This is a genomic window from Streptomyces erythrochromogenes, assembly GCF_040684695.1.
Classification (GTDB): Bacteria; Actinomycetota; Actinomycetes; order Streptomycetales; family Streptomycetaceae; genus Streptomyces; species Streptomyces erythrochromogenes_C.
The window spans coordinates 23,608-39,542 of sequence record NZ_JBFBGM010000008.1 but is presented as its reverse complement, the minus strand read 5'-3'; the positions used below and the strand labels follow the sequence as shown (position 1 = coordinate 39,542).

15 protein-coding genes are annotated in these 15,935 nt (G+C 72.7%); 6 read left to right on the top strand and 9 right to left on the bottom strand.

The window, feature by feature from the left end; all coding sequences use genetic code 11:
* Positions 1-89: 89 nt before the first annotated feature.
* The gene (locus AB0O53_RS14730) at positions 90-908 is read left to right on the top strand and encodes an enoyl-CoA hydratase/isomerase family protein (RefSeq protein WP_365195782.1); all 819 of its coding nucleotides are present in this window, start codon (positions 90-92) and stop codon (positions 906-908) included.
* A 45-nt stretch (positions 909-953) separates the two neighbouring features.
* Here the strand turns inward: AB0O53_RS14730 and AB0O53_RS14725 are convergent, their stop codons facing one another.
* Positions 954-1,745, bottom strand: coding sequence for a VOC family protein (locus AB0O53_RS14725; RefSeq protein WP_350994568.1), 792 nt, complete (start codon positions 1,743-1,745; stop codon positions 954-956).
* A 94-nt stretch (positions 1,746-1,839) separates the two neighbouring features.
* On the bottom strand, positions 1,840-2,754 hold the full coding sequence (locus AB0O53_RS14720) for a hypothetical protein (RefSeq protein ID WP_365195779.1): 915 nt from the start codon (positions 2,752-2,754) through the stop codon (positions 1,840-1,842).
* A 150-nt stretch (positions 2,755-2,904) separates the two neighbouring features.
* On the opposite strand from AB0O53_RS14720, the gene AB0O53_RS14715 reads away from it, so the two are divergent.
* Together AB0O53_RS14715 and AB0O53_RS14710 are read left to right on the top strand one after the other, a co-directional pair.
* Positions 2,905-3,534, top strand: a complete 630-nt coding sequence (locus AB0O53_RS14715; RefSeq protein WP_350994672.1) for a flavin reductase family protein — start codon at positions 2,905-2,907, stop codon at positions 3,532-3,534.
* 462 nt (positions 3,535-3,996) lie between these two features.
* Positions 3,997-4,425: a DUF4240 domain-containing protein gene (locus tag AB0O53_RS14710; RefSeq protein ID WP_365195777.1), complete on the top strand. Its 429-nt coding sequence runs from the start codon at positions 3,997-3,999 to the stop codon at positions 4,423-4,425.
* Between the two features lie 130 nt (positions 4,426-4,555).
* Here AB0O53_RS14710 and AB0O53_RS14705 read toward each other — a convergent pair whose 3' ends face one another.
* The 3 genes from AB0O53_RS14705 to AB0O53_RS14695 are packed head-to-tail and all read right to left on the bottom strand — an operon-like array spanning position 4,556 to position 7,754.
* A complete protein-coding gene (locus tag AB0O53_RS14705) occupies positions 4,556-5,623 on the bottom strand; it encodes a Zn-dependent alcohol dehydrogenase (RefSeq protein ID WP_365195775.1) in 1,068 nt (355 codons plus the stop codon).
* Entirely contained in the window at positions 5,620-6,819 is a 1,200-nt protein-coding gene (locus AB0O53_RS14700; protein WP_365195772.1) for an acyl-CoA dehydrogenase family protein, read from the bottom strand. Before AB0O53_RS14700 ends, AB0O53_RS14705 begins: the two co-directional genes overlap by 4 nt.
* Positions 6,820-6,833: 14 nt before the next feature.
* The gene (locus AB0O53_RS14695) at positions 6,834-7,754 is read right to left on the bottom strand and encodes an SDR family NAD(P)-dependent oxidoreductase (RefSeq protein ID WP_350994573.1); all 921 of its coding nucleotides are present in this window, start codon (positions 7,752-7,754) and stop codon (positions 6,834-6,836) included.
* 108 nt (positions 7,755-7,862) lie between these two features.
* Between AB0O53_RS14695 and AB0O53_RS14690 the strand changes: the two genes are divergently transcribed.
* Positions 7,863-8,789: a cyclase family protein gene (locus AB0O53_RS14690; RefSeq protein WP_365195769.1), complete on the top strand. Its 927-nt coding sequence runs from the start codon at positions 7,863-7,865 to the stop codon at positions 8,787-8,789.
* Positions 8,790-9,054: 265 nt separating this feature from the next.
* On the top strand, positions 9,055-9,678 hold the full coding sequence (locus tag AB0O53_RS14685) for a hypothetical protein (RefSeq protein ID WP_403138618.1): 624 nt from the start codon (positions 9,055-9,057) through the stop codon (positions 9,676-9,678).
* A 280-nt stretch (positions 9,679-9,958) separates the two neighbouring features.
* Here the strand turns inward: AB0O53_RS14685 and AB0O53_RS14680 are convergent, their stop codons facing one another.
* The 4 genes from AB0O53_RS14680 to AB0O53_RS14665 form a co-directional block, all read right to left on the bottom strand.
* Positions 9,959-10,453, bottom strand: coding sequence for an ATP-binding protein (locus AB0O53_RS14680; protein WP_365195766.1), 495 nt, complete (start codon positions 10,451-10,453; stop codon positions 9,959-9,961).
* A gap of 364 nt (positions 10,454-10,817) precedes the next feature.
* The gene (locus AB0O53_RS14675) at positions 10,818-11,792 is read right to left on the bottom strand and encodes an acyl-CoA dehydrogenase family protein (protein ID WP_365195763.1); all 975 of its coding nucleotides are present in this window, start codon (positions 11,790-11,792) and stop codon (positions 10,818-10,820) included.
* A gap of 5 nt (positions 11,793-11,797) precedes the next feature.
* Positions 11,798-12,952, bottom strand: a complete 1,155-nt coding sequence (locus tag AB0O53_RS14670; RefSeq protein WP_365195760.1) for an acyl-CoA dehydrogenase — start codon at positions 12,950-12,952, stop codon at positions 11,798-11,800.
* A complete protein-coding gene (locus tag AB0O53_RS14665; RefSeq protein ID WP_365195757.1) occupies positions 12,952-14,196 on the bottom strand; it encodes an amidohydrolase family protein in 1,245 nt (414 codons plus the stop codon). Before AB0O53_RS14665 ends, AB0O53_RS14670 begins: the two co-directional genes overlap by 1 nt.
* Positions 14,197-14,358: 162 nt before the next feature.
* On the opposite strand from AB0O53_RS14665, the gene AB0O53_RS14660 reads away from it, so the two are divergent.
* Entirely contained in the window at positions 14,359-15,912 is a 1,554-nt protein-coding gene (locus tag AB0O53_RS14660; RefSeq protein WP_365195754.1) for an AMP-binding protein, read from the top strand.
* Positions 15,913-15,935 lie beyond the last annotated feature (23 nt).

Sequence of the window (15,935 nt, the reverse complement as noted above, 5' to 3'; positions counted from 1 at the left end):
GCCACCTCCGTCGCCGGGCGCCGCCCCGCGGCGCAGCCGCACCCACCGCACCGGACCGCCCCGGACCGCCCCGAACGGGAGTCACCCGCATGGCCAGCGCCCCCGAGGACGACGTCCTCCACCGCACCGAGAACAACGTCTCGTGGATCACCCTCAACCGCCCCGAGGCGATGAACGCCGTCACCCCCGCCCAGCGCGAGCGCCTCATCGCGCTGCTCGCCGAGGCCTCCGCGGACCCCGCCGTGCGGGCGGTCGTGCTGACCGCCACCGGCAAGGGCTTCTGCGCGGGAGCCGATCTGCGCGGCGCCCCCGCCTCCGGCGGCCCGGCCTCCGGCGGTGACCGGGTCGCCGGGGACGTGGCCCGCATGATCCGGCTCGGCGCGCAGCGCCTGATCACCGCGGTGCTCGACTGCGAGAAGCCGGTCGTCGCCGCCGTCAACGGCACGGCCGCCGGCATCGGTGCGCACCTCGCGCTCGCCTGCGACCTCGTCGTCGCCGCCGAGGGGGCCCGCTTCATCGAGGTGTTCGTGCGCCGCGGCCTGGTCCCGGACGGCGGCGGCGCGTACCTGCTGCCCCGGCTGGTCGGACCGCAGAAGGCGAAGGAGCTGATGTTCTTCGGCGACGCCGTCCCGGCGGCCGAGGCCGAGCGGCTCGGCCTGGTCAACAGGGTGGTGCCGGCGGAGGAGCTGCAGGCGGCCGCCCGGGAGTGGGCCGAGCGGCTCGCCCAGGGCCCCACCCGGGCCCTGGCCATGACGAAACAGCTGGTCAACGCCTCCCTGGACGGCGACCGGGCGGCCGCGCTGGCCGCCGAGGCCACCGCTCAGGAGATCAACATGACCACGGCCGACGCGAACGAGGGCGTGGCGAGCTTCGTGGAGCGCCGCACGCCCAAGTACCTGGGCCGCTGACCGGCGCCGGGGCCCGGCAGGGGCGCCGCCGGCGGTGGCGGTGACCTACATCTGCGGGTCGGGCTTCAGCAGCGCGAAGACCGCACCGAAGGGGTCCGCCAGCCAGCCGAGCCGCCCGACGTCGGGGACGTCGGCGGCCGGCATGAGGACGGTCCCGCCGTTCTCCTTGGCCCGGGCGATGGTGGCGTCGACGTCGCCCACGTGGAAGTAGGGCACCCAGCGCGCGTCCTGTTCCCCGCCGCCGGCGCCCTCGCCGAGCGGTGCGACCCCGCCGAAGGAGGCGTCCTCCTGGTCGCCGTCGGCGGTGCTCAGGACCCGGTACGTCATCCCGGGCGTCTGCATCTCGGCGTACCGCCACCCGAACAGCCCGGCGTAGAAGGCGATGTCGGCGACGGGGTCGGGTACGTGGAGTTCCGCCCACACCAGGGTGTTCTCGGCGGAGGCGATCTCGAACCCGGCGGTGTTGCCGGGCTGCCAGCAGGCGAACTCGGCGCCCTGCGGGTCGGTGAACTGCGCCAGCATGCCCTCTCCCATGACGTCCATGGGCTCCGTCCGCACCGTGCCGCCGCCGTCCCGGACGGCCGCGGCGGTGGCATGGATGTCGGAGGTCATGAAGTGGTGCATCCAGGCCGAGCGGGCGCCTTCCTCGGTGAGCGGTCCGAGGGCGGCGACGGTCTTGCCGTCCTGCCGGAAGAAGCCGTACCCGCCGGCCTCGGGACCGGCGGAGACGAACTCCCAGCCGAAGACGGCCCCGTAGAACGCGGCGGCCGCGCCGGTGTCGGGGCTGCCCAGGTCGAGCCAGTTGGGGGATCCGGTGCGGAAGTCGGTGCCGAGCATGTGCCCTCCGGGGTACGGCGATGGTACGGGTCGCAGCCACGATGCCGAGCCTCCTCCCCCGCCCGGGCCCGCGCAGGCGCCCGTCCGGCCGGTTTCACCCGTGCGGGTGCGCCGCCGCCGCGGAGCCGGTGCGGCGCAGGAGCTGCAGGTCTCCGGAGTCCGGGTCGCCGATCCACCGGAAGAGCTCGGGACGCGCCGCGGTGCCGGACACCTCCCAGGTCTTCCCCCATCGGGAGCAGCCGCGCACCTCGATGTCCACTCCGGCCCGTGTCCCGTACCGGGGATCCTCCGCCCGTGCCGTCCAGGTTCCGGTACCGGTGCAGGAGGCGCCGTTGCCGCCGAAGCCGCTCGCCTTCACGCGTTCGACTGCGGCCTCTCCGCCCTCGTGGAGCCGGATCACCTCGTTGCCCTCCCCGTGCCACTCGCCGACGTATGCGGCGCGCTCCGGGCTCGGCGGCTCGTAGGTGTCGAAGGCACCGGCGTCGCTCATGCCGCTCACGGTCGCCAGCGCCACGAGGACGAGCAGGGGGGTGGCGACGCTCGTCCGGGCCACCACCGCGGCGGGCCGTGTTCCCCGGCGGAGTGCCAGAGAAGCCACCAGCAGGGGCGGCAGACCGGTGCCCGCGATCCAGGCCAGGGCGGCGCCGTACGGGGCTCCGGCGCACCGGGCCGCCAGGGCGGCCGCGGCGGACGCCGCCAGGAGCCAGGCCGGCGCGGCCGCGCGGCGGCCGGTCCGCCGGGCCAGGGCGAGGGCCGGCCTGGTGAACACCACGGCGTGCAGGAAGCCGAGGCCCAGGAGCAGCGGGAGGCAGACGCCCGCCACGATCGGAAGGAGGAAGAGGACGCCCGCTCCGCCGCCGCTTTGGCCGTAGCTGTCGCCCGAGCCGGGCAGGGCGACCAGGAAGGCCAGGACGACGATCGCCTCCCCGGCGAACACGACCTCCGCACCGGGTGCCGACGCCCACCACGAAGCCCGTTGCTCCTCGGGACCGCTCGCCGTCCGTGCCACCGCACCCACCCCCGCTTGAACGCGTTCAACACTCCTCGACCAGACCCTACACCCTCCTTTGAACGTGTTCAATCAAGGCCGGAACCCGCACCGCCCTTCCCATCTGACGAACCGTCAGCTTCAATCGGAAGGGTGATGGGACATGCAGGGATGGCGGCCACCGTCGTCCGATACCTCAGGTCAGTCGGCTCCCCCACCTCCGCCTCGGCCGAGCGGGAACCCGAGTCCGTCGACGCCCTGCCGCGTCCCGATCTGCGGGCCGTCGGCGACGACGAGCGCGCGCCCGTCAGCCCCGCCGAATTCCGGGCCGTGCTCGGGAACTTCGCCAGCGGAGTCACGGTCATCACCGCGCCGCCCGGCGCGGAGGGGGAGGGGGACGGGGGCGGCCCGGCCGGGTTCGCCTGCCAGTCCTTCGCCTCGCTGTCCCTGGACCCGCCGCTGGTCACCTTCATGGTGGCCCGTACGTCGACCACCTGGCCGCGGATCGCCCGCGCCGGGGTGTTCTGCGTGAACATCCTGGGCGCCGAACAGGGCGAGCTGTGCCGGTCCTTCGCCGTCAGCGGCGCGGACAAGTTCGCCGGGGTGGCCCACACCCCGTCCCCCGTCACCGGGTCCCCGCAGCTCGACGCCGTGCCCGCGTGGATCGACTGCCGGATCCACGCCGTCCACACGGGCGGGGACCACCTCATCGTCGTGGGCCGGGTGGTGGCCATGGGCGCGGCCGGGGAGGGCGACCCGCTCCTCTTCCACAAGGGCCGCTTCGGCCGCCTCGCCGACTGACGGACACCCGCTCCCGAAAGCCGGCTCTGGCACACATTCCGTGAGGACGATCAACGGCGTTCTGCCACGGTGACATCTCGTCATCTGGGACCGTGGTGCGGTGCGATGACCTCATCGCGGTGCTGTTTCCGCACTTCAGCGCGGTTCTGGTGGAGCGGGTGTGCACGGAGTGCGGTGTGGTGCACATCCGCGCCCTGTTGGCCCAAGGACACGGGATCCGGGAGATCGCCCGGGAACCACACATGGGCGGTAACACCGTCCGCCGCAACGCCCGCGCATCAGTCCTCGAACAGCTGCTGACCGGAAGGCGCCAGCCTCGGGCCGGCCAGATCGACCCCTACAAGCCCCACCTGGACGAACTCCGGGCCGAAGGACACACCAACGCCGCGTCCTTCTCACCGCAGCAGCAAACAGGTGACCCGGGAGCCAGGACTGTCAGACGCCTCCTGCATGCTCACCAGCATGAACGAAGAGACCTTCTGGCAGCTCATCGAGGACTGCAGGCCCACGGAACCCGACCCGGACGCCGTCCTCCTTGCAGACACCCTCACCGAGCGGCTCGCCCAGTCTCCGTTGTCACTGGTCATCGGCTTTGCCGAACAACTGTCATGGGCGCTCTACCGACTGGACTGCAAGGAGTACGGACACGACCTGGGCGGAGACGCCTTCCTCTACACCCGTGCCGCAGTCGTCGCCGCCGGCCGCACCGTCTTCGACACCGTCCTCGAAGACCCCGCGGTCTTCACTCCTTACGCCACCGACCTCATCTGGGCCGAGCCCCTGCTCTACACACCGGACCGGGCATACAGACGCATCACCGGAGAGGAGTGGGACCGCAACACTCGCTACTCCTACGAGTCGTGCTCGAACATCGAGGGCTGGGCCGACTGAACAACATGGCCTGCCGATAGTGACGAACTCCAGCACCGTTGATCGTCCTCACGGAATGCGTGCCAGAGCCCGAAAGCCGGTTGCCGGTCCGCCCGACGGGGGCGGACCGGCAACCGTGCTCCCGCGCGCGTCAGAAGGTGAGCACCCCGCGCGCGACCCGCCCGTGGTGGGCGTCGTCGACGGCCTTGGCGAAGTCCTCGACCGGGTAGACCTCCGTCACCAGCTCGTCCAGCAGCAGCCGGCCCTGCCGGTAGAGCTCCGCGTAGAGGGCGATGTCCCGCTGCGGGCGGGAGGACCCGTACCGGCAGCCCATGATCGTCTTGTCGAGGTACATGGACGAGACGAGGAAGGACGCCTCCTCCTTGAAGCCCGGCACCCCGAGCAGGACCGCCTGGCCGTGCCGGTCGAGGAGGTCCACGGCCTGGCGGATCAGCTTCACGTTGCCCACGCACTCGAAGGCGTGGTCGGCGCCGGTCGGCAGGATCTCGCGGACCGCCGCCGACGCGTCGGCCACCGCGGACGCGTCGATGAAGTGCGTGGCCCCGAACTGCCGGGCCACCGCCTCCTTCGCCGGGTTCGCGTCCACCGCCACGATCGTCGCGGCCCCGGCGATCCGGGCGCCCTGGAGCACGTTGAGCCCGATCCCGCCGGTACCGATGACGACCACGCTCTCGCCGTGGTCGACGCGGGCCCGGTTGAGCACGGCCCCCACTCCGGTCAGCACCCCGCAGCCGATGAGCGCCGCCGACGTCAGCGGGATGTCGGCCGGGATCCGCACCGCCTGCACGGCCTTGACGATCGTCTTCTCCGCGAAGGCGGAGTTGGAGGCGAACTGGAAGAGCGGGCTGCCGCCCCGCGAGAACGGCTGCCCGGGCATCCCGATCGCCTTGCGGCACATCGTCGGCCGGCCCCGGTCGCAGTCCGCGCACGCCCCGCAGTTGGCCAGCGTGGACAGCGACACGTGGTCGCCGGGCGCCACGTGCGTGACGCCCTCGCCGACGGCCTCCACGACCCCCGCGCCCTCGTGCCCCAGCACCACCGGCGGCGGGAACGGGATCGTCCCGTCGATCACCGACAGGTCGCTGTGGCACAGCCCGGCCGCGCCGATCGCGACGAGCACCTCCCCCGGCCCCGGATCCCGGATCTCCAGGTCGTCGACCACCCGGGCCTGCTTGCCGTCGAACACGACGCCTCTCACCTGGACTCCTTAGGCAGGCCGAGCACGCGCTCGGCGATGATGTTGCGCTGGATCTCGTCCGAACCGCCGTAGATCGTGTCGGCGCGGGTGAACAGGAACAGCCGCTGCTCCTCGTCGAGTCCGCGCTCGTACGGGAGCTCCGGCGCCCAGGTGCCCGGCCCGGCCGCGGCCGCCGCGCCCCGGACCTGCACCGCCAGCTCACCGAGCCGCCGGTGCCAGCTGCCCCACAGCAGCTTGGCCACGCTCGGCGCACCCGGGTCGCCCTGCGCGCCCAGGGTCCGCAGCGCGTTCCACCGCATGGTGCGCAGCTCGGCCCACTGCCGTACGAGGCGGTCGCGGACCACCGGGTCGGCCGCCCCCGAGGCCGCGTACAGGCCGAGGACGCGTTCCAGCTCGGCCGCGAAGCCGATCTGCTGGACCAGGGTGGAGACGCCCCGCTCCAGGGCGAGCAGGCCCATGGCCACGCTCCAGCCGTCGCCCTCCGCGCCCACGGTCTCCGCGGCCACGGCCCCGTCGAAGAACACCTCGTTGAACTCCGCGGTCCCCGACATCTGCCGGATCGGCCGGACCTCCACGCGGCCGGGCTGGTCCATCCGTACGAGGAGGAAGGACAGGCCGCGGTGGCGCTTCGAGCCGGGCTCGGTGCGGGCGAGGACGAAGCACCAGTCGGCCTCCCGGGCCAGGGAGGTCCAGATCTTCTGCCCGGTGACGCGGAAGAGCCCGTCGGCCGGGTCGCGCACGGCCGCGGTACGGATGCCCGCCAGGTCGGAGCCGGCGCCCGGCTCGCTGTAGCCCTGGCACCACAGCTCCTCGCCGCGCGCGATGGCGGGCAGGAAGCGGCGCTGCTGCTCCGGGCTGCCGTGGGCTATCAGGGTGGGCGCGAGGAGGTTCTCCCCGATGTGGCCGACCCGGCCGGGGGCGCGCAGCGCCGCGTACTCCTCGGCCCACACCACCTGCCCGGTCAGTGACAGCCGCCGCTGCCCGTACGCCCCGTCCGGTACCTCCCAGCCCTGCCCGATCCAGCCGCCGCCTCCCAGCTCGCGCTCCCAGTCGCGCCGGGGGCCGGCGCCCTCGTGCTCGCTGCCCGGCCCGCCGAGGCCGAGGAGTTGCGCGTACGGGCCCACGAGGTGCTCCGCCAGCCAGGCCCGGGCCCGGCCGCGCAGCTCCTCGTCCTCGGCCCCGAAGCCGAAATCCATGCCGCGCCTCCCCGTCAGGCGTTGGGACGGTCCTTGGCGGCCGCCGCCTTGGCCATGGCCTCCAGCTGCGCCAGCATCGGCATCGGGTCGGTGCCGACCGTCCCGGGCAGGAAGTCGGCGATCTTCTCCGGGGTCCAGGAGCCCTCGGCGTACCCGGCGCGCAGCTCGCGCGGCTGCGCCCAGACGGCGATCTTGGGGCCGGCGATCGTGTAGACCTGCCCGGTGATGCGTTCGCCGCCGACGGCGACGGCCTTGTCGGAGAGCAGGTAGGTCACGAGCGCCGCGACGTCCTCGGGCTCGCCGATCTCCTTGAGCTCCATGGGGACGTTCGCGGACATGCGGGTGCGGGCGACGGGTGCGACGGCGTTGGCGGTGACCCCGTACTTGGCCAGCCCCAGCGCGGCGGAGCGGACGAGGGAGATGATCCCGCCCTTGGCGGCGCTGTAGTTGGCCTGGGCGACCGAACCCTGGTGGTTGCCGCTGGTGAAGCCGATCAGGGTGCCCGATCCCTGCCGGCGCATGACGGCGGAGGCGGCACGGAAGACGGTGAAGGTGCCCTTGAGGTGGGTGGCGACCACGGGGTCCCACTCCTCCTCGCTCATGTTGAACAGCATCCGTTCGCGCAGGATGCCGGCGACGCAGACGACCCCGTCGACGCGTCCGTACCGGGCGAGCGCGGTGTCGACGATGCGCTGGCCGCCCGCCATGGTGGAGATGTCGTCGGCGACGGCGACGGCCTCCCCGCCGGCGGCCTGGATCTCCTTCACGACGCCGTCGGCGATCTCGCTGGTGGGCTCGCCGCCCTCGATGCCGACGCCGTAGTCGTTGACGACGACCCTGGCGCCCTCGGCGGCCGCGGCGAGCGCCACGGCCCGTCCGATGCCCCGGCCGGCGCCGGTGACGGCGACGACCCTGCCTGCCAAGAAGTTCCCCACGTCCGGCCCCTTCCCGCGTTTTCTGACGGACCGTTAGATTCTATGGGTAGTCAGATGCACGCGCACAAGCCCTCGTTGCCGCATTCACGCAAGGAGCTGTCGACGCCCATGACCCTGCCCGCCGAGTTCCACGACATCGCCAAGCGCGTCAACAACTGGGGCCGCTGGGGCGCCGACGACGAGATCGGCACCCTGAACCTGATCACCGACGAGGTCGTCCGGGGCGCGGCCGCGGAGATCCGCAGCGGCCGCCGCGTCCCCCTGGCGCTGCCCCTGAAGGAGGACGGGGTGCAGGTCGGCATGATCCCCGGCCGGATCAACCCGCTGCACACGATGGTGCAGATCAACCAGGAGCTCTTCGGCCCGGGCACGGTGGCCTGCAGCGACGACGCCGTCAGCATGGGCCTCCAGGCGGGCACCCACTGGGACGCCCTCACCCACGTCTCGCACTCGGGCCGGATCTACAACGGCCGCCCTGCCGGCACCATCACCGCGCACGGCCGGGCCGAGTTCAGCGGCATCGACAAGGCCACCCCCATCGTCTCGCGCGGGGTGCTCCTCGACGTGGCCCGCGCCAAGGGCCTCGACCGGCTGCCGGGCGACCACGCGGTGACCCCGGCGGACCTGGCGGAGGCCGAGGAGTTCGGCCGGTTCACGGTCCGCCCCGGTGACATCGTCCTGGTCCGCACCGGCCAGATACAGGCCTACCTGGCGGGCGACAAGCACGGCTACGGCTTCCCCTCCCCCGGACTGTCGGTCCGTACGCCGGAGTGGTTCCACGCGCGGGACGTGGCGGCCGTCGCGAACGACACCCTGACCTTCGAGATCTTCCCGCCGGAGATCGAGAACCTGTGGCTGCCGGTCCACGCCCTCGACCTGGTGGAGATGGGCATGCACCAGGGCCAGAACTGGAACCTCGAAAAGCTGTCCACAGCCTGTGCAGAAGAAGGCCGGTACGCCTTCCTCCTGTCGGCCATGCCCGAGCCCTTCGTGGGCGGCACCGGCACCCCGGTGGCCCCGGTGGCCGTCCTCTGAGAGACGTCCGCGCAGGTGGCGAGGGGCGGGGTCACCCCGGCCGACCGGGCCCCGCACCGGGTGGAACCATGTTGTGTCCATGACGCGTCACCGTTCTCGCGTCACCCCCCGCTCCTCACCACCCTCAGCACTGGAGAAGCGCATGTCCAACCCGTACCAGGCGTCCCCGCCCCCGCCCCCGCCACATCAGCCGCCGCCACACCAGCCGCCGCCGTTCACCCCGGGAACGCCGCCGCGGCGCGGGAGCGGCAAGTTCGTCACCTTCCTGGTCGTCGGCCTGGTCGTCGTCGGCGCCTACGGCGCCTCCAAGGTGCTGGGCGAGGACAAGGGCAAGACCTCCGGTTCCGGGTCCACCTCCGCCTCCGCGTCGCCGTCCGCCAAGCCCACGGCCAAGGACCCCGGCTCCCCCGAGTCCTCCTCCGACACCTCCAGCGCGTGGAAGGTCGGCGACTGCGGCGGACCCGACGCCTCCAAGGGCGCCGACGCGTACAAGCGGACGGGCTGCTCCGACTCCGGGGCCACCTTCAAGGCCATCGACATCAAGGAGGCCAGCATCCTGCCGGGCTCCATCCAGTGCCCGGCGGGCACCGACCTGATGATCGAGGTGAGCATCTCCTACAACGGCGGCAAGTCGAGCGGCATCCCCACCAACACCGTCTGCGGCCGCAACCTCTCCAACGACCACCCCGGCGACGCGGGCGCCGGCGGCGGCCAGCTCGTCAAGGGCGACTGTGTGACCTCCCAGGCCAAGGAGGTCCCCTGCGGCGGCTCGGGCGCGCTCAAGGTCCTCGGCCTCGTCAAGACGAAGGAAGAGTGCCCCTCCGGCACCACGGACCCGATCCGTCTGACCATCGCGGTGGGCCGGCCCTACGACGTGATCTGCACGTGATCCGCACCGACGCCTGACCTCCCCCGCGACGGCCGACCCCCGGCGCCCGCCGCGGGCCCGGCGCCCGCCGCGCTCCGCCGCCCGGACCTCCGGGCCGCGGAGCGCGCCGCGGTGTGGCGCGGTGTGCTGCGGGTGGCGGCGGCGCGCATGCACGCCCCGAGCACGGCACGGCGGCCGCCACCCCGCGACCCGCACTCGTCAAGGCGTGTCCTTGGCGTCCCCTCGCGTCGAATCGCTCCACACCAGGGTGATCAACAGGTGACGAACCGTCAACACCTCGTTAGAGGTACACGCGCGGTTCCCGCGGCGGAGTGTGAACTTCGGTCGAATGGCACGGGGCCGTGTTCTCGGCCGAGGCGCCGCTCGTCGCGGCGTCCGCCTCCGCCTTCCGCGCCCGGTCGATCTCGCACCAGATCCGCTTGCCCGCGCCCTCGCGCTGCCAGCCCCACCGGTCCGCCAGACCGTCCACCAGCTCCAGGCCGCGCCCGCCCGTGTCCTCGCCGCAGGCCTGCCGGCGGGCCGGTGCCCGGTCGCTGGCGTCCGCCACCTCGACCCGCACCCCCGGCCCCCCGAACAGCATGCGCAGCACGGCCGGACAGCCCGTGTGCACGACCGCGTTCGTGACCAGTTCGGAGATCAGCAGGATCAGCGTCTCGGCGAGCGGCTCGTCGTCCCCTATGCCGGACCCCGCCAGCCGGGACCGCGCCCACCGGCGGGCCCGGCCGACCTCGGCCGGATCCACGCCTACTTCCAGCTGAACCTGAAGCACCTGCACCGCTCACACCATCCGAACCGGCGGACACTTCGCCTCGCGACAGGACGGGATCACCGACCGTGACCCCCTTCCGTAGCAGCATGGTTGACCTACAGTCACCACAACAAGCGCTTCGGGCATATTCACGCGCGAAGAAGTAGGCGTAGTGCATACTGTGCGGCTCACGCCGCTCAACCACTCGTATGCGTGGGAGCGTACCGGAGCATGCCCCCGACTCCGGGCCGTAACGGGGTAGCCGAAGGACACAAACCGATATCAACTCTCTGTAATCGGACATGCGTCCCGCGTCGTTGCTCCCGTACCCCTCACACGTCCCTCCCGCCCCACCCTTCCCGGCCGGCCGGTCGCACGCCGCCTACCCCGCCTACCCCGCCGAGTCCAGCAGTTCCGCCGCCAGCAGCTCCTCCGCCTCCGCCGCCGTCCGCCACTGCTCGGCCCGCACCCAGGCCCGCTTCAGGTGCAGGTGCACGTCCGCCTCCCAGGTGAAGCCCATCCCTCCGTGCACCTGCAGGCAGTCCCGCGCATTGCGCACGGCCGCCTCGTCCGCCAGCAGCTTCGCGCCCGCGGCCTCCCCCGGATCCCCCGTCACCGCCGCCGCGTACACCGCCGTACGGGCCACCTCCGCCCGCACCAGCATCTGCGCGCACAGGTGCTTGACCGCCTGGAACGCCCCGATCGGCTGCCCGAACTGCTCGCGCTCCCCCGCGTACCGCACCGCCAGCTCCACCGTCCGCAGCGCGCTCCCCACCTGGAGCGCGGCCGTCAGCAGCGCCCCCTCCGACACGTACGCGGAACCGCAAGCGAACCCGTACCCAGACCCGTGCGCGGCCGCGTCGGCGCCGCCCGGCCGCCCGACCCGGTGCAGCGGCGTCAGCGGGTCCGCGGCCCGCACCGGCTCGCCGACCGGGAGCACGGCCGCCCCCAGCACCGCGTCCGCCTCCCCCAGGTACGCCACCAGGTCCCCGGCCAGGTCGAAGGCGGTCACCACCGCCGTACCCTCCGCCGCCCCCGGCACCACCCCGGCCGCCAGGTGGGTCGCCACCAGCGGCCCCGGCACCAGGGCCCGTCCGGCCTCCTCGAAGACGAGCACCGCCTCCGGCAGCCCCAGCCCCACACCGCCCTCGGACTCCGGCAGCCGCAGCGCGAAGAAGCCCGCCCCGCCCAGCTCCCGCCACAGCCCGCGGTCCACGGCCGTGCCCCCGCCGGCGCCCGCGCCCGCACCCGCGTCCGCCGCCGCGTCCACCGCGGCGCGCAGCGCCTCCCGCCCGTAGCGGCCCTCCAGCAGGCCCCGTACGCCCGCCCGCAGGTCCCGCTGGTCCTGCGTCGGCTGGAAGTCCATGCCCCTCACCGGCCCTTCGGGAGGCCGAGGATCCGCTCGGCGACGATGTTGCGCTGGATCTGCGAGGTGCCCGCCGCGATCGTGTACGAGAGGGAGGAGAGCCGGTCCAGCACCCACTCCTCGTCCAGGGACAGCGACGACGCCCCCAGGACCTCGGCGGCCACGTCGTACAGCTCCTGGCGGGCGTGCGAGTAGGCGAGCTTGAAGACCGAGCCGCCGATGCCCGGCACCCCGCCCGAGCGCTCCGACTCGCTGACGTTCCACTGGGTCAGCCGCCACAGCGCGCCGAACTCCCCGGACAGCCGGCCCATCCGGCGCCGCAGCACCGGATCGTCCCAGCGGCCGTTCGCCCTCGCCGTGCGGGCCAGCTCGCCCAGGGTCCTGCGGCAGGCGACGACCTCGCCGACGAAAGCGGTGCCCCGCTCGAAGGACAGGGTGACCATGGTGACCCGCCAGCCGTCGTTCTCCGCGCCCACCCGGTTGCCGACCGGCACCCGCACCTCGTCGAGGAACACCTCGGCGAACTCCGTCGACCCGGCGAGCGTCCGCAGCGGGCGCACCGTCACCCCCGGCGCGTCCATCGGCATGGCCAGCCAGGAGATCCCGCGGTGCTTGGGCGCCCCGGGATCGGTGCGCACGAGCAGCTCGCACCAGTCGGCGACCTCAGCGTGCGAGGTCCAGATCTTCGAGCCGGTGATCACGTAGTCGTCGCCGTCGCGGACCGCGCGGGTGCGCAGGGAGGCCAGGTCCGAGCCCGCGCCGGGCTCGCTGAAGCCCTGGCACCACACCTCGTCGCCGCGCAGTACGGGCGGCAGCCAGCGCGCCCGCTGCGCGGCCGTGCCCTCGGCGGCGATCGTCGGGCCGGCGTGCAGCAGCCCGACGAAGTTCGCGCCCACGTACGGGGCGCCCGCGCGCTCGGTCTCCTCCAGGAAGATCAGGTGCTGGGTGGGGGTGGCGCCGCGGCCGCCGGCGTCCACCGGCCAGTGCAGACCGGCGTACCCGGCCTCGTACAGGCGGCGCTGCCAGCCCAGGTCGTAGGCGCGGCGGCCCGGCCAGTCGTCCGGGGACGGCCGGGCGGGCAGCTCGGGCAGCGCCTTGAGGAGCCACTCGCGCAGCCGCGCCCGGAAGTCCCGTTCCTCCTCGGTGTACGTCAGGTCCATCAGCGGCCCGTGTTCCGGTTCGCGTTCGGGTTGGCGTTCCGGTTGGCGTTCCGGTCCCGGTCGAGGTCGAGGCCGAGCATGCGGATGGCGTTGCCCCGCATCAGCTTGTAGACGGTCTCGTCGTCCAGCCCCTGCACGTGGTCGAGGGCGACCTCCTTGGTGTGCGGGAAGGTGGAGTCGACGTGCGGGTAGTCGGTCTCGAAGGTCGCGTTGTCCCGGCCGACGACGTCGAGCGAGGCGATCCCGTGCTTGTCGCGGAAGAAGCAGCAGAACATCTGCCGGTAGTAGTACGTCGACGGCGGTTCGGGGATCAGGTCGCGGACCCCGCCCCACGCCCGGTGCTCCTGCCACACGTCGTCCGCGCGCTCCAGGGCGTACGGGATCCAGCCCATCTGCCCCTCGCTGTAGGCGAGCTTCAGCGTCGGGAACTTCACCAGCACGCCGCTGAAGAGGAAGTCCATCATCGAGGCCATCGCGTTGTTGAAGCTGAGCGACGCCTGGACGGCGGGCGGCGCGTCGGGGGAGGCGGCGGGCATCTGCGAACTCGACCCGATGTGCATGTTGACCACCGTGCCGGTCTCCTGGCAGACGGCGAAGAAGGGGTCCCAGTAGCCGGAGTGGATCGACGGCAGTCCCAGGTAGGTCGGGATCTCGGAGAAGGTCACGGCGCGCACCCCGCGGGCCGCGTTGCGCCGGATCTCGGCCACCGCGAGGTCGATGTCCCACAGCGGGATGATGCACAGCGGGATCAGCCGGCCGCCGCTGTCGCCGCACCACTCCTCGACCATCCAGTCGTTGTAGGCGCGCACGCAGGCCAGGGCCACCTCCTTGTCGTGCGCCTCGGCGAAGGTCTGCCCGCAGAAGCGCGGGAAGGTCGGGAAGCACAGCGAGGCCTCGACGTGGTTGAGGTCCATGTCGGCGAGGCGCGCCTTGGGGTCCCAGCACCCCTGGCGCATCTCCTCACGGGTGATCCCCTCCAGCGTCATGTCGTCGCGGTCGAAGCCGACGGCGGCGATGTTGCGCTTGTACGGGAACTTCAGGTCCTCGTAGATCCACCAGTCGGTCGGCGGGCCGTCCGGGTCCATGGAGATCACGTACTTGCCGCCCGTGTACTGCAGCTCGCCGATGCCGGCCGTGAGCGGCCTGGGCCCGCGGTCGCGGTACTTGGCGGGCAGCCAGACGTCGAACAGGTGCGCGGGCTCGATCACGTGGTCGTCGACGCTGATGATCCGAGGCAGTTCCATGGGCTCCCCAATCCGGTGCCAGTCCGGTGCCGGTCCGACCGACGATCTGATGGATCGTCAGAAACAAGCTAGCCCCGCCACCCCTGGACCGACAAGCGCATGCGCTCTACGCTCTGCGCTTGATCTGACTAACCGTCAGGTGTGGCTATGGGGAGGTCTGGGATGACGGACACCGCGACCGCGACAGAACTGAGCCGCTCCCGCACCCTGTGGGAACTCGTCTCCCGCCGGGCCGCACTCACCCCGGACACCACCGTCCTCATCGAAGCGGCCGAAGACCCCGCCGACGACCGCAGCCTCACCTTCGGAGAACTGCGCGACCGCTCCGAACGCGTCGCCGCGGGCCTCCACACCATGGGCGTACACCCCGGCGCCGTCGTCGCCTGGCAGCTCCCCACCCGCATCGAGACCGTGCTGCTCACCGTCGCCCTCGCCCGGATCGGCGCCGTCCAGACCCCCGTCATCCCCTTCTACCGCGACCGCGAGGTCGGCTTCGCGCTCCGCGAGGCCAAGGCCGACTTCTTCGCGATCCCCGGAACCTGGCGGGGCCACGACTACCCCGCCATGGCCCGCCGGCTCGGCGCCCGCGGCGTCTTCGAGGCCTACGCCTCCCTCCCCGACGGCGACCCGGCCGTACTGCCCCCACCGCCCGCCACCGGCACCGACGTCCGCTGGATCTACTGGACCTCCGGCACCACCTCCGATCCCAAGGGCGTCCTGCACACCGACCGCTCCCTCATCGCCGGCGGCTCCTGCCTCGCGCACGCCCTGCACCTGACCCCGTCCGACGTCGGCTCGATGGCCTTCCCCTTCGCGCACATAGCCGGACCGGACTACACCGTGATGCTGCTGCTCTACGGCTTCCCCGCGGTCCTCTTCGAGAAGTTCGCCATGCCGGACGCCCTCGACGGCTACCGCCGCCACGGGGTCACCGTCGCCGGCGGGTCCACCGCCTTCTACTCCATGTTCCTCACCGAACAGCGCAAGGCCCCGGAGATCCCCCTCATCCCCACCCTCCGCCTCCTCGCGGGCGGCGGCGCCCCCAAACCGCCGGAGATCTACCACGCCGTGGTCCGCGAACTCGGCTGCCAACTCACCCACGGCTACGGCATGACCGAAGTCCCCATGATCACCATGGGCGCCCCCGACGACACCCCGGAACACCTCGCCACCACCGAGGGCCGCCCCCCGCAGGGCATGTCCATCCGCATCACCACCCCCGACGGCACCCCGCTCCCCCCGCACACCGACGGCGAGGTCCGCCTGCACGGCGAGGCGGTCTGCCAGGGCTACCTGGGCCCCGACCAGTCCGCCGAGGCCTTCGACGCCGACGGCTACCTGATCACCGGCGACCTCGGCCACCTCACCCCGGACGGCTACCTCGTCCTCACCGGCCGCAGCAAGGACGTCATCATCCGCAAGGGCGAGAACATCTCCGCCAAGGAGATCGAAGACCTCCTCCACCGCCTCCCGGGCGTCGCGGACGTCGCGGTCATCGGCCTCCCGGACGCCGCCCGCGGCGAACGCGTCTGCGCCGTGGTCGAACAACCCCCGGGAGCCGCCCCCCTGACCCTCCCCCAGCTCACGTCCTACCTCCGCGCCGAAGGCCTGGCCACCCACAAACTCCCGGAACAACTCGAACTCCTGGAAGCCCTCCCCCGCAACGAAGCCCTGCGCAAGGTCCTCAAGTACAAACTCCGCGAGCGGTACGCGTAGGGGCCCACCGCGGCGGGGTCGGG